This window comes from Skermanella mucosa (assembly GCF_016765655.2).
Classification (GTDB): Bacteria; Pseudomonadota; Alphaproteobacteria; order Azospirillales; family Azospirillaceae; genus Skermanella; species Skermanella mucosa.
The window spans coordinates 909,407-936,058 of sequence record NZ_CP086106.1 but is presented as its reverse complement, the minus strand read 5'-3'; the positions used below and the strand labels follow the sequence as shown (position 1 = coordinate 936,058).

General features: G+C 69.4%; 21 protein-coding genes, 1 tRNA gene and 1 riboswitch. Of the genes, 3 read left to right on the top strand and 19 right to left on the bottom strand.

The window, feature by feature from the left end:
- Positions 1 to 52: 52 nt before the first annotated feature.
- From JL100_RS04265 to ybaL, 7 genes are all read right to left on the bottom strand, one after another.
- Complete coding sequence (locus JL100_RS04265; protein ID WP_202681701.1) at positions 53 to 970, bottom strand: ArgK/MeaB family GTPase; 918 nt, start codon at positions 968 to 970, stop codon at positions 53 to 55.
- Positions 967 to 2,091: a CaiB/BaiF CoA transferase family protein gene (locus JL100_RS04260; RefSeq protein WP_202681702.1), complete on the bottom strand. Its 1,125-nt coding sequence runs from the start codon at positions 2,089 to 2,091 to the stop codon at positions 967 to 969. The genes JL100_RS04265 and JL100_RS04260 overlap by 4 nt, the downstream gene beginning before the upstream one ends.
- Positions 2,088 to 2,486, bottom strand: a complete 399-nt coding sequence (locus JL100_RS04255) for a cobalamin B12-binding domain-containing protein (protein ID WP_202681703.1) — start codon at positions 2,484 to 2,486, stop codon at positions 2,088 to 2,090. Before JL100_RS04255 ends, JL100_RS04260 begins: the two co-directional genes overlap by 4 nt.
- Positions 2,487 to 2,547: 61 nt before the next feature.
- Positions 2,548 to 4,212 carry an acyl-CoA mutase large subunit family protein gene (locus JL100_RS04250; RefSeq protein WP_202681704.1) on the bottom strand — a complete coding sequence of 555 codons (1,665 nt, stop codon included), beginning with the start codon at positions 4,210 to 4,212 and terminating at the stop codon, positions 2,548 to 2,550.
- 1 nt (position 4,213) lies between these two features.
- Entirely contained in the window at positions 4,214 to 4,984 is a 771-nt protein-coding gene (locus tag JL100_RS04245) for an enoyl-CoA hydratase/isomerase family protein (RefSeq protein WP_202681705.1), read from the bottom strand.
- Positions 4,981 to 5,733 (bottom strand): IclR family transcriptional regulator, encoded by a 753-nt coding sequence (locus tag JL100_RS04240; RefSeq protein WP_202681706.1) that lies wholly within the window; start codon positions 5,731 to 5,733, stop codon positions 4,981 to 4,983. The genes JL100_RS04245 and JL100_RS04240 overlap by 4 nt, the downstream gene beginning before the upstream one ends.
- 54 nt (positions 5,734 to 5,787) lie before the next feature.
- Positions 5,788 to 7,560, bottom strand: coding sequence for a YbaL family putative K(+) efflux transporter (gene ybaL, locus JL100_RS04235; protein WP_228421065.1), 1,773 nt, complete (start codon positions 7,558 to 7,560; stop codon positions 5,788 to 5,790).
- A 114-nt stretch (positions 7,561 to 7,674) separates the two neighbouring features.
- Between ybaL and JL100_RS04230 the strand changes: the two genes are divergently transcribed.
- On the top strand, positions 7,675 to 7,923 hold the full coding sequence (locus JL100_RS04230; RefSeq protein ID WP_202681707.1) for a helix-turn-helix transcriptional regulator: 249 nt from the start codon (positions 7,675 to 7,677) through the stop codon (positions 7,921 to 7,923).
- A 119-nt stretch (positions 7,924 to 8,042) separates the two neighbouring features.
- Positions 8,043 to 11,111: an autotransporter outer membrane beta-barrel domain-containing protein gene (locus JL100_RS04225; protein WP_202681708.1), complete on the top strand. Its 3,069-nt coding sequence runs from the start codon at positions 8,043 to 8,045 to the stop codon at positions 11,109 to 11,111.
- A gap of 60 nt (positions 11,112 to 11,171) precedes the next feature.
- On the opposite strand, the gene JL100_RS04220 is transcribed toward JL100_RS04225, so the two are convergent.
- The 8 genes from JL100_RS04220 to JL100_RS04185 form a co-directional block, all read right to left on the bottom strand.
- Positions 11,172 to 12,134: a substrate-binding domain-containing protein gene (locus tag JL100_RS04220; RefSeq protein ID WP_202681709.1), complete on the bottom strand. Its 963-nt coding sequence runs from the start codon at positions 12,132 to 12,134 to the stop codon at positions 11,172 to 11,174.
- A 28-nt stretch (positions 12,135 to 12,162) separates the two neighbouring features.
- Positions 12,163 to 13,170: an ABC transporter permease gene (locus JL100_RS04215; RefSeq protein ID WP_202681710.1), complete on the bottom strand. Its 1,008-nt coding sequence runs from the start codon at positions 13,168 to 13,170 to the stop codon at positions 12,163 to 12,165.
- Between the two features lie 9 nt (positions 13,171 to 13,179).
- On the bottom strand, positions 13,180 to 14,670 hold the full coding sequence (locus tag JL100_RS04210; protein WP_202681711.1) for a sugar ABC transporter ATP-binding protein: 1,491 nt from the start codon (positions 14,668 to 14,670) through the stop codon (positions 13,180 to 13,182).
- The gene (locus JL100_RS04205; RefSeq protein ID WP_228421064.1) at positions 14,667 to 15,878 is read right to left on the bottom strand and encodes an ROK family protein; all 1,212 of its coding nucleotides are present in this window, start codon (positions 15,876 to 15,878) and stop codon (positions 14,667 to 14,669) included. The genes JL100_RS04210 and JL100_RS04205 overlap by 4 nt, the downstream gene beginning before the upstream one ends.
- A 184-nt stretch (positions 15,879 to 16,062) precedes the next feature.
- Positions 16,063 to 17,070 carry a D-erythronate dehydrogenase gene (gene denD, locus JL100_RS04200; protein WP_202681712.1) on the bottom strand — a complete coding sequence of 336 codons (1,008 nt, stop codon included), beginning with the start codon at positions 17,068 to 17,070 and terminating at the stop codon, positions 16,063 to 16,065.
- Between the two features lie 37 nt (positions 17,071 to 17,107).
- Positions 17,108 to 20,239: an efflux RND transporter permease subunit gene (locus JL100_RS04195; protein WP_202681713.1), complete on the bottom strand. Its 3,132-nt coding sequence runs from the start codon at positions 20,237 to 20,239 to the stop codon at positions 17,108 to 17,110.
- Positions 20,236 to 21,423 carry an efflux RND transporter periplasmic adaptor subunit gene (locus tag JL100_RS04190; RefSeq protein WP_228421063.1) on the bottom strand — a complete coding sequence of 396 codons (1,188 nt, stop codon included), beginning with the start codon at positions 21,421 to 21,423 and terminating at the stop codon, positions 20,236 to 20,238. Before JL100_RS04190 ends, JL100_RS04195 begins: the two co-directional genes overlap by 4 nt.
- Positions 21,424 to 21,537: 114 nt before the next feature.
- Complete coding sequence (locus JL100_RS04185) at positions 21,538 to 22,173, bottom strand: TetR/AcrR family transcriptional regulator (RefSeq protein ID WP_228421062.1); 636 nt, start codon at positions 22,171 to 22,173, stop codon at positions 21,538 to 21,540.
- 330 nt (positions 22,174 to 22,503) lie between these two features.
- Here JL100_RS04185 and JL100_RS36460 point away from each other — a divergent pair, with 330 nt between their 5' ends.
- Entirely contained in the window at positions 22,504 to 23,730 is a 1,227-nt protein-coding gene (locus JL100_RS36460) for a DUF4384 domain-containing protein (protein WP_202681714.1), read from the top strand.
- Positions 23,731 to 24,445: 715 nt separating this feature from the next.
- Here JL100_RS36460 and JL100_RS04175 read toward each other — a convergent pair.
- From JL100_RS04175 to JL100_RS04160, 4 genes are all read right to left on the bottom strand, one after another.
- Positions 24,446 to 24,772 (bottom strand): helix-turn-helix domain-containing protein, encoded by a 327-nt coding sequence (locus tag JL100_RS04175; RefSeq protein WP_202681715.1) that lies wholly within the window; start codon positions 24,770 to 24,772, stop codon positions 24,446 to 24,448.
- Positions 24,773 to 25,064: 292 nt separating this feature from the next.
- Positions 25,065 to 25,658 (bottom strand): DUF2335 domain-containing protein, encoded by a 594-nt coding sequence (locus tag JL100_RS04170; RefSeq protein ID WP_202681716.1) that lies wholly within the window; start codon positions 25,656 to 25,658, stop codon positions 25,065 to 25,067.
- 2 nt (positions 25,659 to 25,660) lie between these two features.
- On the bottom strand, positions 25,661 to 25,897 hold the full coding sequence (locus JL100_RS04165; RefSeq protein WP_202681717.1) for a hypothetical protein: 237 nt from the start codon (positions 25,895 to 25,897) through the stop codon (positions 25,661 to 25,663).
- Positions 25,898 to 26,286: 389 nt separating this feature from the next.
- Positions 26,287 to 26,361, bottom strand: a tRNA-Gln gene (locus tag JL100_RS04160).
- A 200-nt stretch (positions 26,362 to 26,561) separates the two neighbouring features.
- Positions 26,562 to 26,639: riboswitch (SAM riboswitch) on the top strand.
- Positions 26,640 to 26,652 lie beyond the last annotated feature (13 nt).

Genomic DNA, 26,652 nt, shown 5'->3' with positions numbered 1-26,652 from the left:
CATTTAAGACCATCCGGGCGGCGGGAGCCACCCCGGATCGTCGTAATGCGGATTATTCGCTTCCCAAATCATCGGCCCATCGGCGAAGGACCCGGCGGTAAATGTCCTCCGGCGGCCCGTCGAACAGGGCGGGATCGGCCTCCTCGACCAGTTCGGCGGCCCGGCGGGACAGCAGCGCCTGGGCATGGTGCCGGGCGCGCGCGAGGCGCATCGCACCGGCGTCGCGGCGTTCCGCCGCCCAGGCGCGATGCCGCTCCACCGCCCCGTCCAGCTCCGCCAAGCCGGCCTCGTCGCCCTGGGCGCACAGCACCACGGGCGGCGTCCAGTCGCCGCCGTCCCCCACCCGCCGCGTGACGGCGCGGATTTCGGCGGCGGTCTTCCGGGCGCCGGGCAGGTCGGCCTTGTTGACCACGTAGATGTCGGCGATCTCCAGGATGCCGGCCTTCATGGCCTGGACGCTGTCCCCCGATTCGGGATGGAGCACCAGCACGACCGTATCGACCAGGGTGCGTACCGCATGCTCGGCCTGCCCTACCCCCACCGTCTCGACCAGCGCCTCGTCGAAGCCGTACCGGTCCAGCGCCAGCAGCAGGTCCGGCAGGTTGTCGGCCAGGCCGTCATGGCTGCCCCGGCTCGGAAGGGAGCGGATATAGAGGCGGGGGTCGCCGGCGATGGCGTCCATCCGGACGCGGTCGCCCAGGATCGACCCGTGGGTGATCGGGCTGGTCGGGTCGATCGCCAGCACGGCGACCTCTCCGGCGGTCCGTTCCAGCCGGCGCGCGGCGAGGCGGGCGATCAGCGTGCTCTTGCCGGCACCCGGCGCGCCGGTGACGCCGATGCGGTATGCGGGTCGGTCCGGCGTGGCCGTATCGCCGTGCCCGGCCAGCGTCTGCCGCACGTCGGCCCGGCTGATCCGGCTGAGCATCCGGCTGAGTTCCCGGCGGCGGGACGGGCTTCCGGCCATGCTCATCCCCCCTCCGCCAGGAGCGCCGCGGTATGCTCGCCGAGCAGCGGCGGCGGCCCGTAGCGGGTGGGCTCGCCCGGGAAGCGGATCGGGTTGCCGACGACGGCCAGGTCGCCGTCACCGGTCGGGATCGACACCACCATGTCATGGCTGCGCGCGAGATCGCCGGCCAGCGCGTCTTCCAGCCGCTCGACGCCGGCGACGACGATCCCCAGGGGCGCCAGCCGTCCGACCCACTCCGCCGTTCCGCGGGTCCGCAGCAGCGAGCCGACCGCGCGGATCACCAGGTCGCGGTTGGCGGTGCGTCCCGCCATGGTCCCGAAACGCGCGTCGGACAGCCATTCCGGCCGTCCGGCCTCGCGGGCGAAGCGCCGCCAGAAATCGTCGTGGGTGATGAACAGGGCGAGGTGGCCGTCGGCGGTCTCGAAGATCTGGGCGGGGACGATGTAGGGATGCCCCCCGCTCTCGTACCGGCTCGGGGACTCGCCGGCGTTGAGCCAAGCCCCGGCCACATAGTTCAGCTGCGAGAGCATGGTGTCGAACAGCGACACGTCGATCTGTCCGCCCTTGCCCTCCAGGATCTTGGCGACCAGCCCGAGCGCCCCCATGATCCCGGCGGAATTGTCCACCGCCGAGTAGCCGCACTTCACCGGCGGCGCGCCGGGGTCGCCGGTCAGCGCCATGATGCCGACCAGCGCCTGTATCACGTAGTCGTAGGCGGGCCGGTCGGCGTAGGGGCCGTCCAACCCGTAGCCGGTCAGCGCCAGGCAGGCAATCCGGGGATTGTGGACCGACAGGCTGTCGTAGGTCAGGCCGAGCTTGCGGATCACCGCCGGCCGCATGTTGGTCAGCAGCCCGTGGCTGGACGCGGCCAGCCGCCCCAGGGCCGCCTGCCCCTCGGCCGACCCGAGATCGAGCACGACGCTCCGCTTGTTGCGGTTGAGGGAGGCGAAATAGGCGTTGTGGGGACCGACGCTGTGCGGGCTGAGCCGGCGGGCGATGTCGCCTTCGGGCGATTCGATCTTGATCACCTCGGCGCCCAGGTCGGCCAGCAGCATGCCGCAATAGGGACCCGCCAGCATATGGCCGGCTTCGAGGATGCGGATGCCGGAAAGCGGCCCGCTCATGCGGCCAGTTCCCGGTCTATGGCCGCCACCACGTCTTCCAGCTTCTGGTCCGCCGTGAAGACCCCCCGGACGCCGATCCGCAGCAGTTCCGGCTGGTCCTCCGCCGGGATGGTGCCGCCGACGAAGATCATGATGTCCCCGCCGTCCAGGTCGCGCAGACAGCGCAGTGTCTCGGCCACCAGTTCGTTGTGGCTGCCCGACAGCAGGCTGAGGCCGACCGCGTCCACGTCCTCCTCGACCGCGACGCGGGCGATGTAGTCGGGGCTCTTGCGCAGGCCGGTATAGATCACGTCGGCCCCGGCGTCGCGCAGCGCCAGGGCGATCACCTTCGCGCCGACGTCGTGCCCGTCAAGGCCGGGCTTGGCGATCAGGATGCGTTTGCCCTTAAGGCTCATTGTCGTTTCCTCCCCCCTACGTTTCCAGGCCCGCCGTTTCCTGGCCGCGATGCGCGGATGATCACAGTCGGATCGGTTCCTGGAACTCGCCCCAGTGCTTCTTCAGCGCGGCCACCATCTCGCCGACGGTGGCGTAGGCGTGGCAGCACTCGATCAGGTACGGCATCATGTTCTCGCCGTCATCGGCCGCAGCGATGCCGAGCGCCTCCAGGCTCCTGGCCACGCGGGCTTCGTCGCGGCGCCCCATGACGCCGTCGTACTTCTCGCGCACCCGGCGGGCCGCCTGGGGGTCCAGGCGGAAGACCTCGCCGAAATCGTCGGTCTGGTTGTCGCGCCGGAAATGGTTCTGGCCGACGACGACGGTTTCGCCGCTGTCGATCCCCTGCTTGCGGAGCTTGGCCCGCTCCGCGATCCGCATCTGGAGATAGCCGTCCTCGATGGCCTTGATCACGCCGCCGTAGTCGTCGATCTCCGCGATGACGGCGCGGGTCTCCTGTTCCATGCGGTCGGTCAGCCACTCGACGAAGTAGCTGCCGCCGAGCGGGTCGACGGTCTTCGAGATGCCGGTCTCGTGGGCCACGATCTGCTGTGTCCGCATGGCGATCTCGGCGCTGAACTCGGTCGGGATCTGGAACGCCTCGTCGTAGGCGCAGGTGAAGATCGACTGGGCGCCGCCCATGACGGCCGCCATGGTCTCGATGCCGACGCGCACGATGTTGTTGTAGGGCTGGGCCGAGGTCAGGGAGGAGCCGCCGCATACCACGCCGAACCGGAAGCGCTGCGCCTTGGGATCGGTGATGCCGAACCGCTCCTCCAGCAGGCTGGCCCACAGCCGCCGGGCCGCCCGGAATTTGCAGACCTCCTCGAAGAAATCCATGTGGACATAGAAGAAGAAGCTGAGCCGCTGGGCGAACTTCGTGGCGTCGCCGCCCCGCCGCAGCAGTTCCTCGACATAGGCGAGGCCGTTGGCGAGGGTGTAGCCCAGTTCCTCCACCGCCGTCGCCCCGGCGTCGCGGACATGGGCGCCGGCGATGCTGATCGGGTTGAAGCGCGGCGTTTCCTCGTTGGAGAACAGGATGGTGTCGGCGATCAGGCGCATGCTCGGGCGCACCGGGAAGATCCAGGTGCCGCGCGCCACGTATTCCTTCAGGATATCGTTCTGGATCGTGCCGGTCAGCTTGGAGCGCGGCACGCCCTGCTTGTCGGCGACCGCGCAATACATGGCGTAGATGATCGCCGCGGTGCCGTTGATGGTGAAGGAGGTGGAGATCTTCGACAAGTCGATACCGTCGAACAGGATCTCCGCCTCGGCGAGATTGGACAGCGAGACGCCGACCTTGCCGACCTCGGGCTTCGCGATGGGGTCTGTCGGGTCCAGCCCGCACTGGGTCGGCAGATCCAGCGCCACGGACAGCCCGGTCTGGCCGCCGTCGAGCAGGAAGCGGTAGCGCTGGTTCGACTCCTCCGCCGTGCCGAAACCGGAATATTGGCGGATCGTCCAGAGCCGCCCGCGATAGCCGTCGGCGAAGATCCCGCGCGTGAACGGCGCCTCCCCCGGCATTCCGGGGTCCGGCCGCGTCAGCATGTCGGGCGTGACCACCGCCGGGATCTCGATCCCCGAGGGGGTCACCGGCTTCGGCGCGCCGGGACCCGGCCTCGCGGCTTCCAGTTCGGCCGCGACGGCCGTCTTGGTGCTTTCTGCCTTGTTGGATTGCGCGGCGGTCATGCTACCTCCGTCCCAGGTTGAGCCGCTCGACGGCGGACCAGTGGTCGTCATGGACCCAGGTTCCGGCGAACAGCCTGGTTTCCAGCCGTTCCATGTCGATGCGGGAAGCTCCCGCGCGATGCGCCGCCGCCAGCGCCTTGAAGGCGCGGAGCACCTGCGGGGCCTGGCGCAGCATCGGCCCGATGAAGTCGGCGACGGCCTCGTCCAGCCCCTGGTCCGGTTCGGCCACCGCGTCCACCAGCCCGATGGCCTGCGCCGCCTCCATGTCGAGGAGATCGGAGCGCGCCAGCAGCCGCAGCCCGGCGGCCGGCCCGAGAAGGGTCAGCAGGTCGATGCCCCCGCCCCAGGCGGTCGCGATGTTGAGCCTGCCCTGGACGAAGCCGATCCGGGCATGGCGGGCGCCGACGCGGAAGTCGCAGGCGACGGCCAGTTCCGCCCCGCCCCCCAGCGCGTCGCCGTTGAGGGCGGCGACCACGGGAACGGGGAACCGGCGGACCGCGTCGAGCGCCGCCTTGGCATGGTCCGCCATCTCTCCGGCCTGCTCGGCCGAGCGGAGCATGCCCAGGTCCTTCAGGTCGCCGCCGGCCGCGAAGCTCTTCTCGCCCGCCCCGCGCAGCACGGCGACCCGCAGGGCCGGGTCGTCCTTGTGCGCCTCGAAGCATCCTCGGAGTGCCTCCAGCAGGGCGCGGCTCAGGGGATTGCGCTTTTCCGGCCGGTTCAGGGTGACGGACAGGACGTCGTCGCGGCGCTCGACCAGCAATTCGTCGTTCATGGGTGTTCCTCGCCGGCCTCGACGGCCGTTTTCATCGCCAGCAGCCTTTCCGCGTGGGCGGCCATGCCGGATTTCATCCGCTCCAGCGGTCCCGCGACCGCGACGCCGATCGGCTCGCCGTTGAGATGGATGGCGGTCGCCACGGCCATGACGTCGGCCACGTTCTCGCCCCGCGTGACCTGGTAGCCGCGCTCCCGGCCGGCCGCGAGGTCGCGCTCCAGGCTTTCCGCCGTGACCAGCGTGTTTTCGGTGATGGCGTTCAGGGAATGTCCGGCCAGCCACGCGGCGAGGTCGGCCGGGGGCATCTCCCCCAGCATCGCCTTGCCGATCGCGCTGGAATGCAGCGGCTTCAGTTCGCCCGGCTTGGCGGAATAGCGGATGGTGCGCAGCCCTTCGACCACTTCCAGGTAGATCACCGCGTCGTCCTGGCGCTTGCCCAGGATGACGGTCTCCCCGGTGTCGTCGCGCAGCCGCTCCAGGAAAGCGGCCATCCGTTCCAGCATCGGGTCCCTGGCGACGATGCGGCGGGCCATCTCCAGGAGCCGGCGCGTCGGATAGAGCGTCCGCCGATTGACCGCGTACAGGTAGCCCCGCGCCTTCAGCGTGCCGACCAGCCCATGGCAGCTGCTGACCGGCATCTCCAGCCGGCGCGCCAGGTCGGACAGGGTCAAGGGCTTGCCGATATCCTCGAACGCCTCGAACACATCCAGCGTCCGGCCCGCGGTCTTGACGTTGCCATTCACATTCATGAAAGCATCTTCACTCGCTTGAAAGAGCGAGTCAAGCGGAAGCGGACGGGCCGGCTAATCCGCGGGCGGGTCCGCTCGCCCTCCGCCGGCCTGGAGACGGGCTCCGGCGGCCTCGTCGTCGTGCTCGATCCGCTCCAGGATCCGCAGGGCGATCTCCCGCTCGCCCATGACCGCCAGGCTGGCACCCAGGTCGGTCAGGTGTTCGACCGCCGCGTCGGTGTGGGCGCGGGCGACGATCTCCAGGTTCGGGTTCGCCGCCCTGGCCTGCTCGACCACCTGGCCCGCCTCGAAGGCTTCGGGAACGGTGACGATCAGCCGGCGGGCGGCCGGCAGGTTTGCGGTCGCTAGGATCTCGGGATCGGCGGCGTTGCCGACCACCACCTCGGCGCCGTCGCGGCGCGCCGCCTCGATCTCGTCGGCCCGCTCCTCGAACACCAGGACCGGCCGCCCGGCGGCGCGCAGGCCCGATCCGACCAGGGAGCCGACCCGGCCATAGCCGATCAGGACGTCGTGGTCGGTCAGGCTGGTCGGCGTCAGATCGGCGGCCGCGTCGGGCACGACCGCCCCGACGGCATCGTCCGCGGCCGCCGGCACGGCATTATCCCCGGCGGAGGTCGGGAGCGTCCGGTCCGGCGCCTTGCGGGACCGCGGCCGGTCCACGGCGGCGAAGATCAGCGGGTTCAGCAGGATCGAGATGATGGCGCCGGCCAGGATCAGGTCGCGCCCTTCCTGCGGAAGCACGCCCATGCCGACGCCCAGGCCGGCCAGGATGAAGGAGAATTCGCCGATCTGCGCGAGGCTGGCGGAGATGGTCAGCGCCGTCCCGTTGGAACGGCCGAACAGGCGGACGATCGAGTAGGCGGCGATCGACTTGCCGATCACGATGATGGTCACCGTGGCGAGCACCGACCAGGGAGACCGGACCAGGACGCCGGGGTCGAACAGCATCCCGACCGAGACGAAGAACAGCACGGCGAAGGCGTCGCGCAGGGGCAGCGCCTCCTCGGTCGCGCGCTGGCTCAGGGGGCTCTCCGCCAGGACCATGCCGGCGAAGAAGGCGCCGAGCGCGAAGGACACGCCGAACAGGGCGGCGGCGCCGTAGGCGATCCCCAGGGCGACCGCGTAGACCGACAGGCGGAACAGCTCGCGCGATCCCGTGTGGGCGGCGTAATGCATGATCCAGGGAACTACGCGGCGCCCGGCAATCAGCATGATCGCGACGAAGGTGGCGACCTTCACCAGGGTCATCCCGGCCGAGAACGCGATGGCGTACCAGTCCGGCGTCTCCCCGGCGCCGCCCAGCGCCCCGGCGAGCGCCGGCAGCATGACGAGCACCAGCACCATCGCCAGATCCTCGACGATCAGCCAGCCGACCGCGATGCGGCCCCGGTCGGTGTCCATGATGCGCCGCTCCTGGAGGGCGCGGATCAGGACGACCGTGCTGGCGACCGACAGCGCCAGGCCGAAGACGATCCCCGCCCCGACCTGCCATCCGAGCGCCCAGGCCAGGGCCATGCCGAGAAGGGTCGCGACGCCGATCTGCACCACGGCCCCGGGCAGTGCCACCGCCCTGACCGACAGCAGGTCCTTGAGCGAGAAATGCAGGCCGACCGCGAACATCAGCAGGATCACGCCGATCTCCGCCAGTTCGTTCGCCAGCGCCTGGTCGGCGACGAAGCCCGGCGTGAAGGGACCGACGATGATCCCGGCCAGCAGGTATCCCACCAGCGGGGAGACGCGCAGGCGGTGAGCGACAAGCCCCAGGAGAAAGGCCAGGACAAGGCCGATGGCGATCATCGAGACAAGCGGTGTGTGATGCGCCGGCACTGTTCTTTCCCTCCGAATCCGGATCTGCTGCACCTGCTACATGGTTGCCCCCGCATTCGAATCAACCAAAATGGCGCATCTTGACCTTTTAAGTCACGTCCCCATCTTCGCCTGATGCCGCTGACCCCCGAGCAATGCCGCGCCGCGCGCGGGCTGTTGGACTGGACCCAGGACGAGCTTGCCGCCGCCGCGGAAGTGAGCCGGAGCACCGTGCGGGGCTTCGAAAGCGGCCAAAGGGACATGCAGCGGGCGACCATGGCGGCAATCCGCCGCGCGCTGGAGGGCGCGGGCGTGAGCTTCCTGGATGCCGACGGGACCAGCGGGCCAGGCGTCAGGCTGTCGGGACCCGTACTTCCGAACTAAATTCCATTTGCCCTAATCCTGTCACATTTCTGAAAATCGAATGGATTAATTCCTTCGGCATACACCGGACGCCGCTCCCTGCCGGCGGGCCGGTCGCAGCCGACGGAGTCCATCAGTTCATGAAGCGCATCCTTCTTTCCAGCGTCAGCCCCCTGATCCTCGGCCTGCCCGTCGCCGCCGGCCTCCTGCTCACCGGCGCGGCGCCGGCCTCGGCCCAGTTCACGGTCGGCGCCGGATCCACCAGCACCACGTCGAGGACCCTGAGCGGCACGCAGACCGGCACCGTCGAGGCGACGGGGACGCTCCAGACCACCGGCACCTCCGTCACGCTGAACAACTCCGCGACCGGCGCCCTGCTCGACAATGCCGGCACGATCCGCTCCACCGGCAGCCGCAGCTTCGACACCTCCGGCGCCGCTAATGCCCGGACCTTCTCCCTGGTCAACCGCGCCGGCGCGCTGTTCCAGTCCGACGTCAGCGACGCGTTCCGGATCAACACCAACATCACCGGCGGCTCGGTCACCATCACCAATTCCGGCACGATCCGCGCCGCGGCACCGACCGACACAGCCAGTTCGGTGCAGGGACAGGCGCTGGACCTGCGCACCATGAACAGGGCCGGCGTGGCGCTCACCGTCACCAACACCGCGACCGGCCTGATCGAGGCGCTGAATGACGACGCGCTGCGGCCCGGCCTGAACGCGGTCATCGACAATGCCGGAACCATCCGAAGCTTCGGCGCCAATACCAGCGGCGGGGCCAACGGCACATCGGACGCGATCGACGCGGGCGCCAGGACGGGCGTCGCGGTGACCAACCAGGCGACCGGCGTGATCTCCGGCGCGCGGCACGGCATCACCGCCGACAATGACATCAGCGTCACCAACCTGGCGGGCGGGACCATCACCGGGCGCAACGGGTCCGGCGTCGGGTCCGACGGCAACGGCATGGTCGTAAACCGCGGCACGATCTCCGGCGACTATGCCGGCGCCGGCAACATCTTCAACAGCAGCGGAACTGCCTCCGCGAACGGCGACGGCGACGGGGTCGATATCGACCTGATCGCGACGATCTCCAACTACGGCACGATCCGAGGGACCGGCGCCGGGGGCGTGGACAGCGGCGGGCGACCGAACGGCAGCGAGGGCATCGCGGCCGGCGGCGGCACCATCCTGAACGCCGCCGGCGCCACCATCACGGGCGCCACGCGCGGCATCCTGATCGACGACGGAGCGTCGGGCAGCGCCTACGGCGCCACCACCATCACCAACGAGGGCACGATCGCGGGCCTCGCCGGGGCCGGCATCACCCTGGTCGGCACCTACGACGACACCGTGACGAACAGCGGCACCATTTCCGGCGCCGGGACCGGCGCGGTCGCGCTGGACCTGGGGGCCGGCAACGACAGCCTGACGGTCCGGGGCGGCGGCTTCTCCGGCGCAGTCCGGGGCGGCGCTGGGTCGGACACCCTTGTCTTCGCCGTCGGAGACGGGGCGACCTACGGTGACGCCAACGCGTTCTCCGGGTTCGAGACCACCCGCATCGACACCGGCACCGTTCGGCTGACCGGATCGCTGGAAAGCACGGGCCGCGTGACGGTCGCCGCCGGCGCCGGCCTCGGCGGCTCGGCGTCGATCGCCACCGCGACGCTGGCCAACGCCGGGACGGTGTCGCCGGGAAGCGAGACCGGGTCGATCGGAACGCTGGCCGTGACCGGCGGCTTCACCAACGCCTCCACCGGCACCCTGGCGGTGGACATCGACGCGGCAGGCCGGTCGGACCTGCTCCAGGCCGACGGCACCGCGGTGCTGGACGGCGGCACCCTGGCGCTGACCGCTGCGTCCGGCACCTACGCGCAGGACACCGCCTATACGGTCCTGTCCGCCACCGGGGGCGTGACGGGGCGCTTCGCCACCCTGAGCGGATCGCTGCCGAGCCTGTTCCTGATGCCGGAGGTCAGCTACGGGGCGGATGCCGTGCGGGTCACCGTCGTGCGCAACGCGACGACTTACGAGTCGGTCGCCAGCGGCGCGGCCGGCACCGCGGTTGCCCGCGCGTTGGACCAGGCGCAGGGCAGCGCCACCGGGAACCTGAAGACGGCCCTGGGCCGGCTCAACCAGCTGGACGCCGCCCAGGCGGCCAGCGCGTTCGACCAGATGGCGCCCGACGCCTCCAACGCCTTCAGCACCATCGCCACCGGCGCGTCGTCCCGGTTCCGGGACGCGGTCGGGCAGCGGCTGGGCGCCGTGAGGAGCGCCGGGGGCGCGAACGCTCCCGGCCAGCAGTTCGCCTTCGCTGGCAATCCGGCCGAGTTGGCGGCCGCACCCGCCGATGCGGCCGCGGAAAGCTCCCGCGGCGGGGTCTGGGGCCGCGGCTTCGGCCTCTATGGACGGGCGGACGGCGATGCCGGCATGGACAACGGCTTCGACTGGCGGGGCGGCGGCATGCAGTTCGGGGCCGACGCCGAGGTGGCGCCGGGCACCGTGGTCGGCGTGTCGGCCGGGTTCTCCCGCACCATCGTCCTGCATGAGCGGGCAGGCACCGACGGCGACGTCAGCAGCTACCAGCTCGGCCTCTACGGCAGCCAGACCTGGGGACGGACCGACCTGAACGTCCAGGTCGGGGTCGCGCAGAACGACTATCACGGATCGCGCCGGATCGACTTCGTGCCGAACCCGGGCCTCGCCACGTCGGATTTCGGCGGGACCGAGCTGTCCGCCGCGGTCGAGGGAGGCCGCACCTACGATGTCCACGGGTTCGACGTCAGGCCCGCCGCCGGGCTGTCCTGGACCCGCTTCGTCCAGGACAGCTATACCGAGAACGGCGCCACCGGGGCGGAACTGGCCGTCTCCGGCAAGGCGGAGAACGCCCTGACCGCCACCCTCGGCGTCGCAGCGTCCGCCCCGTTCCGGACCGAGACGCTGGGGACCGTCACGCCGTCGCTCGAGGTCCGCTGGGGCTATGACCTGGTGCAGCCGGACGCCACCATCACCTCGCGCTTCGCGGGGGCGACAGGCGGCAGCTTCACGGTCGAGGGCAACGAGCCGTCGCGCAACGCCGTGATCCTCGCCGCCGGCGTCTCGGCCGAGCTGCCCATGGGGCTGGCCCTGAACCTGGGCGGGGCCGCCGAACTGCGCGACGGCCAGCAGGCCTACGCGCTGCTCGGCCGCATCCGCTACCAGTGGTAGGGGTTACGGTCGTCAGGGAATGGGGCGGGGCGGGCCCGGCCGGGTCCGCCCCGGAGTTCCTCAGAACGGGCTGTCGGGGAAGTAGAAGTCCTTCGCGTTGTCCTTGGTGATCAGCACCGACGGGACGATCGTGGTTTCGGGCAGGGCCTCCCCCTTCAGGCGGGCCTCGGCCGTCATCTTGATCGCGTCGTAGATGAATTTCGGCGAGTAGGAGACGTTGGCCTGGATTAGCGGATCGGTTCCGTCGATCAGGGTCTTGATCATGCCCTTGGCCCCGGCGCCGCCGAACACGATCTTGATGTCCTCGCGCTTGGCCTGCTCGATCGCCCTCAGCACGCCCACCGCCATGTCGTCGTCGGCGGCCCAGACCGCGTCGATCTGCTTGAAGCGGGTCAGGTAGTCCTGCATCACCTTGAAGGCGTCGTCGCGGTTCCAGTTGGCGTACCGGGCGTCCAGCAGCTTGATGTCGGGATAATTCTTCATCACGGAGTTGAAGGCGTCCATCCGCTCGTTGTCGAGCGTGGTGGCGATGCCGCGCAGGGCCACGACATTGCCCTTCCCGTCCAGCGCCTTGGCGATGTACTCCGCGGGCACCTTGCCGAAAGCGGTATTGTCGCCGGACACGTACGCGTCCTGGGCGCTGGTGTCGGTCAGGCCACGATCGACCACGGTCACGTACACGCCCTGCTTCTTGACCTGCGCCACCGGCCGGGTCAGCGCCGCTGACTCGAACGGGAAGATCACCAGCGCGTTGATCTTGTTGGCAGTCGTCAGGTCCTGGAGCTGGTTAGCCTGCTCGCCGGCGTTGGCCGCCGTCTTGATCGTGACCTTCAGGTCGGGGTGCTTGGCCTCCAGTTCCTTCTTGGCCTCGTTGGCCCACCAGACGATGCCGGCGGTGAAGCTGTGGGTCGCCGCCGGGATGGCGACGCCCAGGTTGACCTTGTTCTGGGCGAACGCCGCCGCGGGCGCTCCGAACGCGACCGCCGCCGCGGCCATCGCGACTATGCAGGACTTCAACGTCATGGTCTCTTCCTCCCCCTTGCTTATGTGGTCATTTCCGCCTTTGCAGGAACGCCACGATGATGATCACGAAGCCCTGGACCGCCGCGTTCAGGTAGACGCTGATGACGCTGGTCAGGTTCAGGATGTTGCTGATGACCGACAGCAGGATGGCGCCGACCACGGTCCCGACGATGCTGCCCGACCCGCCCTTCAGCGCGGTGCCGCCGACGATCACCGCGGCGATCGCCTCCAACTCCCACAGCAGGCCGGTGGTCGGCGAGGACGAGCCCAGCCGGGGCACGTACAGCAGCGTCGCGATGCCGACGCAGGCGCCCAGCAGCGCGTAGGTCAGCACCTTGATCCGGTCGACGTTTACCGCGGCGTAGCGCGCCACCTGCTCGTTGGAGCCGATCGCCTGGACGTAGCGCCCGTAGGCGGTCCGGTTCAGGATCAGGCCGCCCGCGACCGCCACCAGCAGGAACACCCAGACGGGGACCGGGAGGCCGGCCAGGGTCGCGTAGTAGACCGGGCTGTAGACGTCCGACAGCTCGTAGTCGAGGGTGATGGCGCCGCCGTTGGAGAAGTAGGTCAGGTAGGCGCGGAAGATGCCGAGCGTGCCCAGCGTGACGATGAAGGGCTCGATCCGGCCGCGGGTGATCAGCAGCCCGTGGATCAGGCCGAACGCGGCGCCCAGCAGGACCGAGCAGACCATGCCGGCGGCCACCACCAGCACCGGCTGGGCGATCCACCCGGCCAGCGTGTTCATCAGCAGGATGACCAGGCCGGCGATCAGCGCCGCCATGGAGCCGACCGACAGGTCGATGCCGCCCGAGATGATGACGAAGCACATGCCGACCGCGATGATGCCGATGAAGGCGGTGCGGGTCAGCACGTTCGTCGCGTTGTCGAGCGAGGCGAAATCGCCGTTCAGCAGGGTGCCGACGACGCACAGCAGCACCAGCCCCGCGATCGGTCCGACGCCGTGCAGCCACGAGCCCAGCGACCGCACCTGCTGGAACCGGGGCACCGTCCGGGGTTCAGCTTGCCGCTCTACCACGCCGCCCCCTCACTGCTTCGTTCCCGTCGCATGGGAGATCAGCTCCTCTTCGGTCAGATGTTGCGCGTCGACGACGGCCTGGATGCGGCCCGCGCGCATCACCGCGACGCGGTGGCACAGGCCGACCAGTTCCATCAGCTCCGACGAGACCACGACGACGCCGCGCCCTTCGCGCGCCAGCCGTTGGATCAGGAAATAAATGTCCCGCTTGGCGCCGACATCGACGCCGCGGGTCGGCTCGTCCAGGACGACGACCTTGGGCCGGGGGTGGAGAACCTTGGCGAGCGCCAGCTTCTGCTGGTTGCCGCCCGACAGGGAGGCGGCGCGGACGTCCAGCGACCCGGTGCGGATTCCGAAATCCTTCACGGCCGTCTCCAGCGCGCGGCGCTCCTCGCGCGGGCGCAGCCAGGGCTTGGCGTAGTGCTCCAGCGCCATCATGGTCAGGTTCTCGCTCAGGCCGAAGCCAACATGGAGGCCCTTCCCCTTGCGGTCCTCGCTCAGGTAGGTCAGGCCCTGGTCCACCGCCTCGCGCGGATTGCGGATGCGGATCGCCCGGCCGTCCAGCTCGATCCGCTCGACGCTGTGCGGGCGCAGGCCCAGCAGTCCTTCGAACAGCTCGGTCCGGCCGGCGCCGACCAAGCCGGCGAATCCCAGGATCTCGCCGGGCTGCACCTCGAAGCCGATACCCGAAGCCCAGCCGGGCACGTTCAGCCCGCGCACGCTCAGCAGCGGCAGCTTGCCGGTGGGCGCCGGGTCCTTGGGCGGGTAGAGGTCGGACAGCTCGCGCCCGACCATCAGGTTGGCCATCTGGTGGCGGGTCACGTCGCGGGTGGCCTGCCGGGTGACGAAGCGGCCGTCGCGCATCACGATCACCTCGTCGGTGGTGCGCTCCACCTCGTCCAGCTTGTGGGAGATATAGACGATTGTAACGCCTTCGGCGTGGAGCCTGGCCATCAGGGCGAACAGCGCCTCCGTCTCCCCCGGCGTCAGCGAGGCGGTCGGCTCGTCCATGATCAGCAGGCGGGCATTGCGGGCCAGCGCCTTGGCGATCTCGACCAGCTGCTTCTCGGCCACGATCAGCTGCCGGACCGGCGTGTCGGGGTCGCGGTCAAGGCCGACCTGGGCCAGCACCCGGACGGTGTCGGCCCGCATCGCCGCCTCGTCCAGCCACCAGCCGCGCTTCTTCTCGTGGCCGAGGAAGATGTTCTGCTGGATCGTCAGGTCCTCGGCCAGGTTGAATTCCTGGTGGATGAGGACGATCCCGGCGGCCTCGGCGTCGCGGGAGCTGCGGAAGGTCCGCGGCTGGCCGTCCACATGGACGGTGCCGCCGGTCGGCTGCTCGTAGCCGCTGAGGATCTTCATCAGCGTGGACTTGCCGGCGCCGTTCTCGCCCAGCAGGCCGTAGACCCGGCCGGGCGCCAGCTCGAAGCCGACGCCGTGCAGCACGCGCACGGAGCCGAACTCCTTGACGATACCGTCGAACCGGACGGCGATGCTCATGGGCCGGCACTCTCAAGCTGGCTGGGTTCCAGCAGGTTTCCCCGCGCCCCGTTCCGCGCCCCGGCCCTCATGGCCTCCTGCATCGCCAGGACCCCGGCGCCGATCAGCCCGGCCTGCTCGCCGAGCGGGGTGTACTGGATCTGGAGGTTCCGGGTGGAGAGCGGCAGGGAGCGCTGGTAGACGCTCTGCCGCACGGAGGCCAGGAACAGCGGCCCGATGCGCGCCCCCTCCCCGCCGATGAAGACGTGGGACGGGTTGAAGAAGTTGACCACGGAGGCCAGCATCTGCCCGATCCTCGCCCCGGCGCGCTGGATGATCATGTTGGACGCGGCGTCGCCGGCGCGGCTGGCCTGGGCCACGTCGCCCAGGTCGATCGCCCCCTTGGCCGCGAGCATGTCGGCCAGCACGGGGCTTTCGCCGGCCTGGGCCGCCTCCGCCCCCATGCGGGCGATGGCGGGACCGGCGGCCATGGCCTCGACGCAGCCGATATTGCCGCAATGGCAGCGCGGGCCGTGGCTGTCCACGCAGATATGCCCGACATCCCCGGCCGAGCCGTTGGCCCCGCGATAGACCTGCCCGTGGCAGACGATGCCGCAGCCGATGCCGGTGCTGACCTTGATGACCAGGAAGTCCTGGAGCCGGCGGCGGAGGTGCCACAGCTCGCCCAGGGCCATCAGGTTCACGTCGTTGTCCACGAAGATCGGCGCCGCGTAGTCGGCGCGCAGGTCGGCGCGGATCGAGAAGCTGTCCCATTCCGGCATCAGCGGCGGCGCCACCAGCTCCGACGTGTCGAAGTTCACCGGGCCGGGAACGCCGATGCCGATGCCCAGCACCTGATCCGCCGTGGCGCCGCAGCGCGCCAGCAGGCCGCGCATCCGCGCGCGGACATGGGACAGCACCAGTCCGGGACCCCGGCGCACGTCGATCTCCTCGCCGTCGCGGGCCAGCAGGTGGAGGTCGGGGGTGAAGACGGCGACGTCGAACCGGGTGGCGTCGAGATCGACGCCCAGCAGCACGCCCAACCCGCGGTTGATGCGGATCGTCTCGGCGCGCCGGCCGCCGGTCGATTCCTGAAGGCCGATCTCCTCGACCAGGCCCTGCTCGATCAGTCCGGCCACGATGGCGTTGGTGCGGGTCTTGGAGAAGGCGGCGCGCGTCGAGATGGTGTCGCGGGACAGGCCCGGGGACCAGAACAGCAGGTCCAGCACGGCCCTTTCGCTGGCCGACAGGCCGGACCATGCGGTCGAAGACCCTGGACCTTGATTCAAGACAGCCACACCGGAACGCTCCCCACGACAGCCGTCTGATCGCGGCTTGCAGGGAACGCTACGGCGGGAGCTTCAGACCGTCAAGCCCGAAGATCGAACCGACCCGCGGGCACTTGGACCCGTTTCAGGAATAAGTCGGCAGTTTCCCGCCCAATTCGTCCTCGACATGGACCCTGATGATCTCGTCGAAAGTCTTTTCCGCCGTGAAACCCAGGGATTCCGCCCGGCTGGTATCGAAGTCGCGCGACCAGCCGGCCACGATCTTCATGATGAAGGGATCGGGCTCGTGCCGGATCAGCTTCACGGCCTTGTCGCCGGCGACCCGGCGCAGCGCCTCGATCTGCTCCCCCACGGTGGCGGACAGGCCGGGCATCGACAGGTTGCGGCGCCAGCCCAGCCGCTCCAGGTCCATGGTCGCGGCGTGCAGCAGGAACCCGACCGCGGAGCGCGGGCTGGCGTGCCAGTGCCGGACATCCTCGCCGACCGGCAGCACGGCTTCCTGTCCGGCCAGGGGTTCGCGCAGGATGTTGGAGAAGAAGCCCGACGCCGCCTTGTTCGGCTTGCCCGGGCGGATGCAGATGGTCGGCAGCCGGATGCCGATGCCGTCGAAGAAGCCCCGCCGCGAATAATCCGCCAGCAGCAGTTCCCCCATGGCCTTCTGGGTGCCGTAGCTGGTCAGCGGCGTGGTGAAGAACTCGTCGCCGATCTTTTCCGGGAAGGGCGCCCCGAACACCGCGATGGAGGAGGAGAAGACGACGCGCGGCTTGTACGGCTCCCGGGCGGCCTCCCGGGTGGATTGGAGCCGGATCGCCTCGAACAGGAAGCGGGTTCCGTCGAGATTGATCGCGTAGCCCTTCTCGAAATCCGCCTCCGCCTCGCCGGAGACGATCGCCGCGAGGTGGAAGATCACGTCCGGCCGCGCGGCGACCAGCTTTTCGACCTCGCCCGGTTTGGAGATGTCGAGCGCGGCGGTTCGAACCTCGCCCGTGAAGCCGGCCGGCGCCTCGGCCTCGACCATGTCGGCCAGGGTCAGGATGTCCACGGCCTGCCCGCCAAGTTGGCCGTCAACCGCCAAACGCCCGGCCAGTTTGCGGCCGACCATGCCGGCCGCGCCGATGATAAGGATATGCATGCTCTTTCCCCCTCCGCCGCCTTCTTGTCGCGGCTTGTCAGACGACGCTATGGCGCGAGCCGGAGACCGTCAACCCCGGGATGGGGCCATCCGGCGCCGCCCGCGGCGCGGCGGGCACCTCGCCGGCGCGGACCCGGAACCAGATCGCGTAGAGGGTCGGCAGGAACACCAGGGTCAGCACCGTGCCGGCCGCCGTACCGCCGATCAGGGTATAGGCCATGGAGCCCCAGAAGACCGACGTGGTCAGCGGGATGAAGGCCAGCACGGCGGCCAGCGCCGTCAGGATCACCGGCCGGGCGCGCTGGACGGTCGCCTCGACCACGGCGGTGTAGGGATCCTGCCCGTCCCGCTGGTTGGCGTGGATCTGGCCGATCAGGATCAGCGTGTTGCGCATCAGGATGCCGGACAGCCCGATCAGCCCCAGGATCGCGTTGAAGCCGAAGGGTTGCTGGAACAGCAGCAGGGCCGGAACGGCGCCGACCAGCCCCAGCGGCGCCGTCAGGAACACCATGGCGGTCGCCGACAGCGACCGGGTCTGCACGACGAGGACCAGCAGGGTCAGCAGGATCATGACCGGGAACAGCGGGAGCAGCGCCGCGTTGGCCTTGCCCGCGTCCTCGATGTTGCCGCCCGCCTCGATCCAGTAGCCGTCGGGCAGCCGCGCCATCAGCGGCGCCAGCGCTTCCAGGATCTCCAGCGAGACCTCGGGCGGCTGCAGGGACTCGTCGATGTCGGCCTGGACGGTGATGGTGGGCGTGCGGTCGCGCCGCTTCAGGATCGGGTCCTCCGGCCGGATCTCGATGCGGCCGACCTGGGAGAGCGGGACCGGCCGGCCGTCGCGCGCGGTCAGGGTCAGCTCGCCGAGCCTGGACGGGTCCAGGCGTTCCGGGCCGGCGCTGCGGGCGACCACCTCGACCGCGCGGATGCCGTCCCGGACCTGGGTCACCGGCACGCCTGCCAGCAGGAACCGGAGCTGCTCGCCCACGTCCCGGGGCGTCAGGCCGATCAGGCCCAGGCGGTCCTGGTCCAGGACGAAATGCACCGTCGGCGCGCGCTCGCCCCAGTCCTGGTTGACCTGCCTTGTGTGGGGATTGGCCCGCATCACCGCCTGGACCTCGTCGGCGATGGCGCGGAGCCGCGCCGGATCGGGACCCATCACCCGGAAATTGACCATGAAGCGGGAATAGGGGCCGAACACCAGCTGGGTCACCCGCAGCCGCGCCTCCGGGGCCAGCCCCTCCGCGATTCGCTGGCGCAGGCGGAGCTTGAGGCGGTCGCGCGCCTCCGCGTCGGGGGTCAGGACGATCAGCTTGGCGAAGGACGGATCGGGCAGCTCCGGGCTGTAGGACAGGAAGAACCGGGCGGCGCCCTGGCCGACATAGCTGGTGACGATCTCCGCCTCCGGCTGGAGCTTCAGCCAGTCCTCAACCTTGGCCGTCGCGGCCGACGTGGCGGCGATGCCGGTCCCTTCCGGCATCTGCACCTCGACCAGCACCTCCGGCCGGTCGGAGGCTGGGAAGAACTGCTGCTTGACCATGCCCAGGCCCAGCCCGGACAGGACCAGCAGGCCGACCACCGCGCCCGCCACGGGGAACTTGCGGCGGACCGACCAGCCCACGATCCGGCGCAGCCGGCGGTAGTTGGGCGTCGCGTAGATCGCCGCGTGCCCGCCCGGGACCGGCTTGATGTCGGGCAGCAGCCTGACCCCGAGATAGGGGGTGAAGATCACCGCGACGAACCAGGACGCGACCAGGGCGAACCCGACGATCCAGAAGATGTTGCCGGCATATTCGCCCGCGGTCGACCTGGCGAACCCGACCGGCGTGAAGCCGATGACGGTGACCAGCGTGCCCGACAGCATGGGGGCGGCGGTGTGGCTCCAGGCATAGGCGGCGGCCTTGGCGCGCTCGAAGCCCTCCTCCAGCTTCACCACCATCATCTCGATCGCGATGATCGCGTCGTCCACCAGCAGGCCGAGCGCCACGATCAGGGCGCCCAGCGTGATCCGGTCGAACGCCCGCCCGGTGTCGAGCATGACCACGAAGACGATCGCCAGCGTCAGCGGCACCGCCGCCGCGACCACGATGCCGACCCGCCATCCCAGGCTGGCGAGGCTGACCGCCATGACCACGCCCAGGGCCGCGAAGAACTTGAGCATGAACTCGTCCACGGACTCGCGGATATTGACCGCCTGGTCCGTGATCTTCGTGAGCGCGAGGCCGGCCGGCAGTTCCGCCGAGATCCGCGCCCGCTCCGCCTCCAGCGCCGCGCCCAGGTCCAGGCCGTTCCAGCCGTCCTGCATGACGACGCCGAGCATCAGGGCCGGCTCGCCGCCGTGGCGGATCAGGAAGGTGGCCGGGTCCTCGTAGCCGCGCTCGACCGAGGCGATGTCGGACAGCTTCAGCACGCGCCCGCCGGAGACGATCGGCGTGTCGCGGATCTGCTGCAGGTCGTCGTAGGCGCCGTCGATCCGGACGAAGACCTGCGGCCCGTCGGTCTCGATCGATCCGGCCGGCGTGACCGCGTTCCGGCGCTGGAGCGCGTCGAAGATGTCCCTGGCCCCGATGCCGAGGGTCGCCAGCCTCGCGTGGGAGAACTCGACGAAGATCCGTTCCGGACGCTCACCCAGGATGTTCACCTTCTTGACCCCTTCCACTTGCAGCAGCCGCTGGCGGAGCCGTTCGGCCTCCCGCGTCAGCAGCCGCGGCGGCATGTCGGGCGCCTGGACCGCGAAGAGGGCGAACGTCACGTCCGAGAACTCGTCGTTGACGAAGGGCCCCAGGACGCCCTGCGGAAGGTTGCGGGCCTCGTCGTCCAGCTTCTTGCGGGCCTGGTAGAATTCGGCCTGTACCTCGGACGGAGGCGTGTCGTCCCTCAGCGTGACCGTCATGAAGGCCAGGCCGGGACGGGTGAAGGTCTCGACGCGGTCGTACCAGCGAAGCTCCTGGAGGCGCTTCTCCAGCGGATCGGCGACGAGATCCTGCATCTCCCGGGCGGTCGCTCCGGGCCACACCGCCGAGACCGTCAACACCTTGATCGTGAAGACGGGATCCTCGGCGCGTCCCAGCTTCACGAAGGCGTAGCCGCCGGCCAGGATGATCGCGACGATCAGGAACAGGGTGACCGAGCGCTCGCGGACCGCCAGGGCGGAGAGGTTGAAGCCCGTCATCGCAGCACCGCGAGATCCTCGGCGACGCGGACGCGCTGCCCTTCGTGGAGGAAGCGCCCGCCCAGCGCCACGACCCGCTCGCCGACGCCGACGCCGCCGTCCAGGGTGACGGTTTCCCCGCCGACCGCGCCGATCCAGACCGGCCGGAACGAGACGGTCGCCCCGCCGGGCTCGGGGCCGGGGTCTAGTACCCAGACGCCCGGCCCGTCGCCCCGGTCGGCGACGGCGCCGAGCGGGACCGTGCCTGCGGCAGGTGCTGCGGCCCCTTCCAGGTACACCGTGACGGTGGCGCCCAGCGGCGCCCGAGCCGCCTCGCCGTCGAGGACGTAGCGGGCGTCGAAGGTCCGGGTGACGGGATCGGCGGCATCCGACAGCAGGCGGAGGCGGGCCGGCCACTCCGCGCCGCTGCCGTAGAGGCTTGCCCGCGCGGCGGAGCCGAGGGCGGGGCGCAGGGTTTCCGGCAGGCTGACCGCCGCCTCGCGCGGGCCGGCATGGGCCAGCCGGACGACCGGCTGCCCGGCGCCGACGACCAGCCCGGGCTCGCCCAGGGTTTCCACCACGGTGCCGTCGGCATCGGCGACCAGGGTCGCGTAGTCGGCCTCGTCCCGCGCGATCTTCAGGGTCGCCTCGGCGGCGGCCAGCAGCGCCCGCGCGCTGTCGGCCGCCGCCTTCGCCTGGTCGTAGGCCGCGGTGGAGACCGCGCCGGACGCCACCAGCCCGCGCAGCCGGGTCTCGTCGGCGGCGGCCTGGATCAGCCGCGCCTTCGCCGCCGCGACGTTGCCGAGCTGCGCCGCGATGGCGTGCTCGTACCCGGTGCGGTCGATCCGCATGAGCGGCTGGCCGGAACGGACCACTTGGCCGGCATCGACCAGCCGCTCCACGATCTTGCCCGGCACGCGGAAGCCCAGGTTGCTCTGGATGCGGGCGGAGACGGTGCCCGTGAAGCCGCGGACCGCGGAGCCGGCGGGCTGCACCGCCGCGACGCGGACCAGCTGGGGACCGGTCCGGGGATCGGCCGGCGCCTCTTCGGCCGACTGCGACGGGGTGCAGGCGGCGAGCGCGAGCGCCAGCGCCATGAGCGGGAGGGTCGCCGGGATGCGGCGGGTGGCCGGAAGAAAGGCGAGCGGGGAGAGGGCGAGCGGGAAGAAGGCGGTGGAGGTACTGAACCTGCTGGAACGCGTCATGGCTGGCCTCCGTGGGACATCGAAGACCACGCTAATTCACGAGTGATGAATTTGTCAATCCGTCACTTGTTACTCATCACCCAAAGGATAGGGGGTGCGCCGCCGCCCCGCCGGTCATGCGCTCAGCCCCCGCAGGACCAGGGTCGCCACGGCGGTCGTATTGTCGTCCAGGTCGTCCAGGGTCCGCTCCAGGATGAGGGGATGCCAGAACGGCAGCATCGTCTGGATGATGGCCCGGCAGGTCTCGTCCAGCGGTGTCTTGCGCTCGAACTCCCCGGCGTCCCTGCCGTCCCCGACCACCTGCCGGACGATGTCCTGCAGGGCGGCCTTGTGGGTCATGGGCGCCTGCCAGTTCTCTTCCACCGCGGCCTGGACGATGTCGTGGAGCTTCCGGTCGTTGAAGAACAGCTCGGCGCTGCGCTTGCCCAGCGTCTTGTAGATCCGCCGTAGCCGGTCGGCCGCCGGTTTCGGTTCCCCCGCGATGGCGCGCAGCTCGGCCTCGATGGAGCCGAGGCACCGGCCGCAGACCGCCTCGCCGATCGCCTGCTTCGATTCGAAGAACTTGTAGACGTAGGCGGTCGACAGCCCGATCGCCTTCGCCAGGTCGGCGACCGTGGTCTTCTTGTAGCCGTAGTGGCGGAAATGCTCGTCCGCCGCGGCAAGGATCTGCCCGCGCCGCTCGTGCTCCGCCGGTCCGCGCCGGCCGGACGGCGGCGGCTGCGGGCTCTTGTCATCGATCATGCCGGTCATGGTCGCTGGGTTCTCCCGAACGCTCCGAAATGGTCTGGCCGAAAGGGCCTGGGCGGCGGGCCGGGTGACCACCGGCCACCGGCCCGGCTGCCGGCCGTTATGGGTGATGATAACGTTGATTCGTCACCGACGCCACCCCGGGGGCTGGGCCGGGGCTTGGGCCGGGACTGGGCCGGGATGTGAACCGGTTCATAGCGGGCGGGCGGGATCGGCCTTAACCAATCCGGAACAAGGCGTCCGGGTCCTCGGCCCCGGCTGCGCAGAACGCGGAACTCCGGAACGCGAGGCATCGGGATGGCGACGTCGCGGACTACATCGGTTGGGGTGCCCTTGGTCGGGACGCGGCACCCGGGCGGCGGCCAGGACGGCGCCCCAGCGGATGCCGGGGAGATCCTGAACGCCGTGATCCTCTCCGCCATGGCTGGGCGCAGGGCCCTGGCCGTGACCGCCGACCGGGAGGACGACGCCGCCCTTCTGGCCCAGGCCGTCGGATCGCGCCTGGAGGCGGCGGGTGCCGTGGTCATGACCGCCGTCGCCCAGCCCGGCACGACGCTGGAAGATCTGCTCGACCAGGCGGCTCCCTCGCGGACCGTCCCGGCCGGAGGGCAGACCGCCGGCGGCCCCGCGGCGCTGGCTTCCCGCCTGCTCCGAAGGGAGGATGCCGGGCTTCTCGTCGTCCTGCAGGCCCATGCCCTGGACGCGGACCTGCTGGGCAGGCTGGTGGCGCTGTCCCAGGCGGATTTGGGAGAGGGCCGCCTGCTCCAGGTGCTGCTGGCCGGGACCGCAGGGTTGGACCTGGATCCGGACCGCCCGGTGTCCCGGTGGCATCTCGCCCCGCCGCGGGAGGCGGGCCTTCCGCAGGCATCCCCCGGCGAAAGGCCGCCCCCGGCCCCTTCCCGTCCGCACCGCCTTCGCATCCCCGCCCTGGCCTGCGTCGCGGCTGCCGCTGCGGCGTGCTGGCTTGTCGCCACCGGGCCGGAGCCCTCCCCGGTCCGTCCGGAAGCGGTACAAGCGACGGAAGCGGTCCAAGCAGCGGAAGCGCCGGAACCGGCGAAGGCGGCTGTCGGCCTGCTGGTTTCCAGCGACCACGGCGCGGCCCCGGTGCTGCCCGCCGGGGAGACCATCGTGGTGCGGGTCGAGACCGCATCGGACAGCTTCGTCTATTGCTACTACACGGACGGGCTCGGCCAAGTGGCGCGGCTCTTCCCCAACCGGTTCCAGACCGACGCCCTGGTTCCGGCCGGCAGGGTCGTGGAGGTGCCGCCCGGACCGGAACGGCCCTTCCACATCCGCCTGGACACGCCGGGACGACCGGAGGTGGTCGCCTGCGTGGCATCGCCGACCCCAGTGGACGGCACCGCGCTCGACGGGATCGACGGCGTCCGCACCGACGACCTGCTCCCGATCCCCGGGCTGGAGTTGCAGGATATCCTGGGCGCCTTCGCGAGGCTGTCGGGTCCGGGGGTGGACAGCGCCACCATGCCCATCACCGTGACGGCGGCGGCACGTCTTTCCCCCTATCTTCAGAACGCCGGTCTGTCGGCGGGCAGCGAGTAGCCGGGCGGCGGGGTGCCCGCCATGCCGCTCACCCCCCGGGAGCATGTCAACAAACGTGATCATCCGTTCGCCTTGGTGTGACTGTCAGGAGTTGCCGGCGCGTTCCGGGGTGGGGTGCCGGCGGTGGTCTCCCCCCCCCCGGGGATGTCAGCGAACGTCATCATGCGTACTCCTCGGTGTGACTGTCGGGAAGCGCCATAGATTCCCGGGCCACGGGTGCCAGCGGTGGCTACGCCCCCTCGGGGATGTCAACAAACGTCGTCATGCGTACTCCTTGGCGTGAATGTCCGGCGTTGCCGGAAACGGCACGGGCGACCGTATCGGTGATGGCTACACCCCCTCCGGGATGTCAACAAACGTGGTCATTCCTATCTGGAGACCTCATGTTGTGCAGCGCTCCGCCAGCACGCGAGACATCAGCGTGCGCCGTTGGATGAAGAGAAGGATAGCGGAGCTTTCAAGGTTTTTTATCCTGTCGCTTTCAGGATTGCAATCCTCAATCCTGGCGTGGAGCCGGATCGGATCGCTTCCCAGGACCGAGAGTGGTTTGACGTGTCTGTACTTCTCCTTGAAGACCACGGCGCCGGTGGCATCCCTCAACTCGTCGTATTGCCTGAGGGTAGCTCAGGCTTCAGCCAAGACGCGCACGTAGCCGACCAGCGCCACCACTGTACCCCGCCCTATCAGGCGGGCCACCGCGGACCCCGCCCCGCCGTCATAGGATCAGCCAATCAACGGATGTGTCCAAGGCCTCTGCGAGCGCCTTGTAGGCCTCCACCGACCCGGGCTTCTTGCTCGCCTCGATCTCGGACAGATAGGCCGTGTTCACGCCAGACTTGGCGGCGAGCACCCGCAGCGACAGCCCCCGGAACTCGCGCCAGACCCGGACGGCGCTCTCCCCATTGATGATTCGCCCGGCCCACTCCAGCGGCATCGGCTGACCACCGCGCGCGTTCATCGCGGCCAGGATGTCTTCCAGGTCCTCGACCCGATCGGTGAGCGCGTCGTACTCGGCGCGGGAAATGGTGAGCGTCTCAGTCATAGGCTTCTCTCCGGTGTCGAACGCGGTGGACCAGCAGGACAGACACGTGAGCTATGCCAAAACTTTGGTGACGGTCCGATAAGGCAGTGTCGGACACGTCAATGCTGTCGCGGAAAGTGATTCCCGGCATGAGTTTGGGCAACCGGTTTCCGACCAGGTTGATACGATTCATACAGCCTGTCGTTCCACTCGTCGGCCCCCCCCCTGTCCGGGCCGGGGCAACCTGGATCGGGCATCGTTCCACGTCTGGGCGCGAACTGGGAGATGAAACGCCAAGGGCGCCCCGCACCGCTCAGCGTCGGCGACGTCGCTCTGGTTTCGGGTTCTGCTTTTTGGGCGGTGTCGGATCGGCAGCCGGTTCAGTTCCAGGCTGAGCGATATGATTGAACAGGCTTCTGCCCTTGATGAAGGAGGTAACCATCCCAATGGCACTTGTTGCCACCAGAACTCCTCCCAACCAATCGTGGCCGGCCATGCCAAGCTTGATGGCGCCATAGATCAGCGACAGGCTGACAAGCAGGGCGCATAGTAAACCAAAGCCAGCAAGGGAGAACTGCGCGATCAAGGCGAACCTCTCCCACCATATCCGATGGCTTTGCTGCTTCTCGGCCATCATGAGGATGCGATCGGCCGAACCCGGCTGAGCATCCTCGTAGGCCTCGAAATGCGCGGGATGAGGCAGGGGGCCGGAGTACGACTCGGTCACAACGCGCATCACGGCTGTGAGCAACTGACCACGCTGTTCCGGCTCGACCAGCGGCTCCAAAGCCTGCTCAAGCTGCCGCTCGATTGGACCCGGGATGGAAAGCCCGGCCTCAGCTTCCTGAGGACGGGTGAGAGACGGTTTCTTCCCGTCAACCACTGCAAACTGACTGTCGCCGGTCAATTTCAGGAACGTTCCTCATGGCCGCGCATCGCATTGCGGATGTCGGTGCCTACAGCCTGCCAATCCCCAGCGACACCAGCACTTCTGTAACGCGGTGGGCTGAAATCGACGCTGTACAGGGTGGGAATGGCGCCGAGCCCCATCAGGAAACCCGACCACAGGCCCCGGCCAGCCTGTGCAGCGGCTTGGGCGCGATACGAGATCGGCTTGGTCTTCGCTGCTTTGTTGGCGTGTGCCACGGTGCTCTCCCTGGTAGGCTCTTCCGGCGTCGCGCGACATTACCTGACGTTGATTTGCATCGTTCGATGCTAATCGAAACTCTCAGACGCCATCCAACGTCCTCAGCATAACCGAATTTACGTCGGAAGCGTCAATCCAATGTGAATAAGTGTGGCTTTGTATCCATTGTGGCAAACCCAGTACCCGATGGATCTCTTAGGCAGCACCGCAGCGTCGGCGCTGCTTCTCCGAGCACAAACAAGAAAGGACACCAACCTTACCCTGTGTTGCCCGGGATACTTTCGAAGACTGGAAGATGGCGGAAATCGGCGGCTCTTCGTTTGAACGCCCTGCGACACGTTCCGGAGGAGAGAGCCCCCTGAAAGCCTGATCCCTGGAAGGGGTTGGCTGGTTGGGGCGGCAGGATTCGAACCTGCGTATGGCGGTACCAAAAACCGCTGCCTTACCGCTTGGCGACGCCCCAGCCTTGAGGTGGGGCGGACCATAGCCACAAAAGCGTGCTTCCGCAAGCGGCTGCTTGGCACCCTCTCCGGGTGCGGGAAGCCCTTGTCCCGGGGAGATTCCAGTGGAATTCCGGAGGGAGTCCGGAGCCGTCGCCTGCACAAACCACATGGGAGATGCGTCGGAAAATCCATTTGACGCAGCGCAGCATGTGATTATATAGCAATTCACAGCGCCGATTTGAGCACCAGATTGCGGGCGCTTTATAAATGCAGCTAAAGAGCGTGGGGATCCGCCCAGCGTAGCTGCTATG

Coding starts and splice junctions, on each gene's coding strand:
- JL100_RS04265 (WP_202681701.1), bottom strand. CDS start 970: ATGAGCATGGCCGGAAGCCCGTCCCGCCGCCGGGAACTCAGCCGGATG.
- JL100_RS04260 (WP_202681702.1), bottom strand. CDS start 2,091: ATGAGCGGGCCGCTTTCCGGCATCCGCATCCTCGAAGCCGGCCATATG.
- JL100_RS04255 (WP_202681703.1), bottom strand. CDS start 2,486: ATGAGCCTTAAGGGCAAACGCATCCTGATCGCCAAGCCCGGCCTTGAC.
- JL100_RS04250 (WP_202681704.1), bottom strand. CDS start 4,212: ATGACCGCCGCGCAATCCAACAAGGCAGAAAGCACCAAGACGGCCGTC.
- JL100_RS04245 (WP_202681705.1), bottom strand. CDS start 4,984: ATGAACGACGAATTGCTGGTCGAGCGCCGCGACGACGTCCTGTCCGTC.
- JL100_RS04240 (WP_202681706.1), bottom strand. CDS start 5,733: ATGAATGTGAATGGCAACGTCAAGACCGCGGGCCGGACGCTGGATGTG.
- JL100_RS04230 (WP_202681707.1), top strand. CDS start 7,675: ATGCCGCTGACCCCCGAGCAATGCCGCGCCGCGCGCGGGCTGTTGGAC.
- JL100_RS04225 (WP_202681708.1), top strand. CDS start 8,043: ATGAAGCGCATCCTTCTTTCCAGCGTCAGCCCCCTGATCCTCGGCCTG.
- JL100_RS04220 (WP_202681709.1), bottom strand. CDS start 12,134: ATGACGTTGAAGTCCTGCATAGTCGCGATGGCCGCGGCGGCGGTCGCG.
- JL100_RS04210 (WP_202681711.1), bottom strand. CDS start 14,670: ATGAGCATCGCCGTCCGGTTCGACGGTATCGTCAAGGAGTTCGGCTCC.
- denD (WP_202681712.1), bottom strand. CDS start 17,070: ATGCATATCCTTATCATCGGCGCGGCCGGCATGGTCGGCCGCAAACTG.
- JL100_RS04195 (WP_202681713.1), bottom strand. CDS start 20,239: ATGACGGGCTTCAACCTCTCCGCCCTGGCGGTCCGCGAGCGCTCGGTC.
- JL100_RS04190 (WP_228421063.1), bottom strand. CDS start 21,423: ATGACGCGTTCCAGCAGGTTCAGTACCTCCACCGCCTTCTTCCCGCTC.
- JL100_RS04185 (WP_228421062.1), bottom strand. CDS start 22,173: ATGACCGGCATGATCGATGACAAGAGCCCGCAGCCGCCGCCGTCCGGC.
- JL100_RS04175 (WP_202681715.1), bottom strand. CDS start 24,772: ATGACTGAGACGCTCACCATTTCCCGCGCCGAGTACGACGCGCTCACC.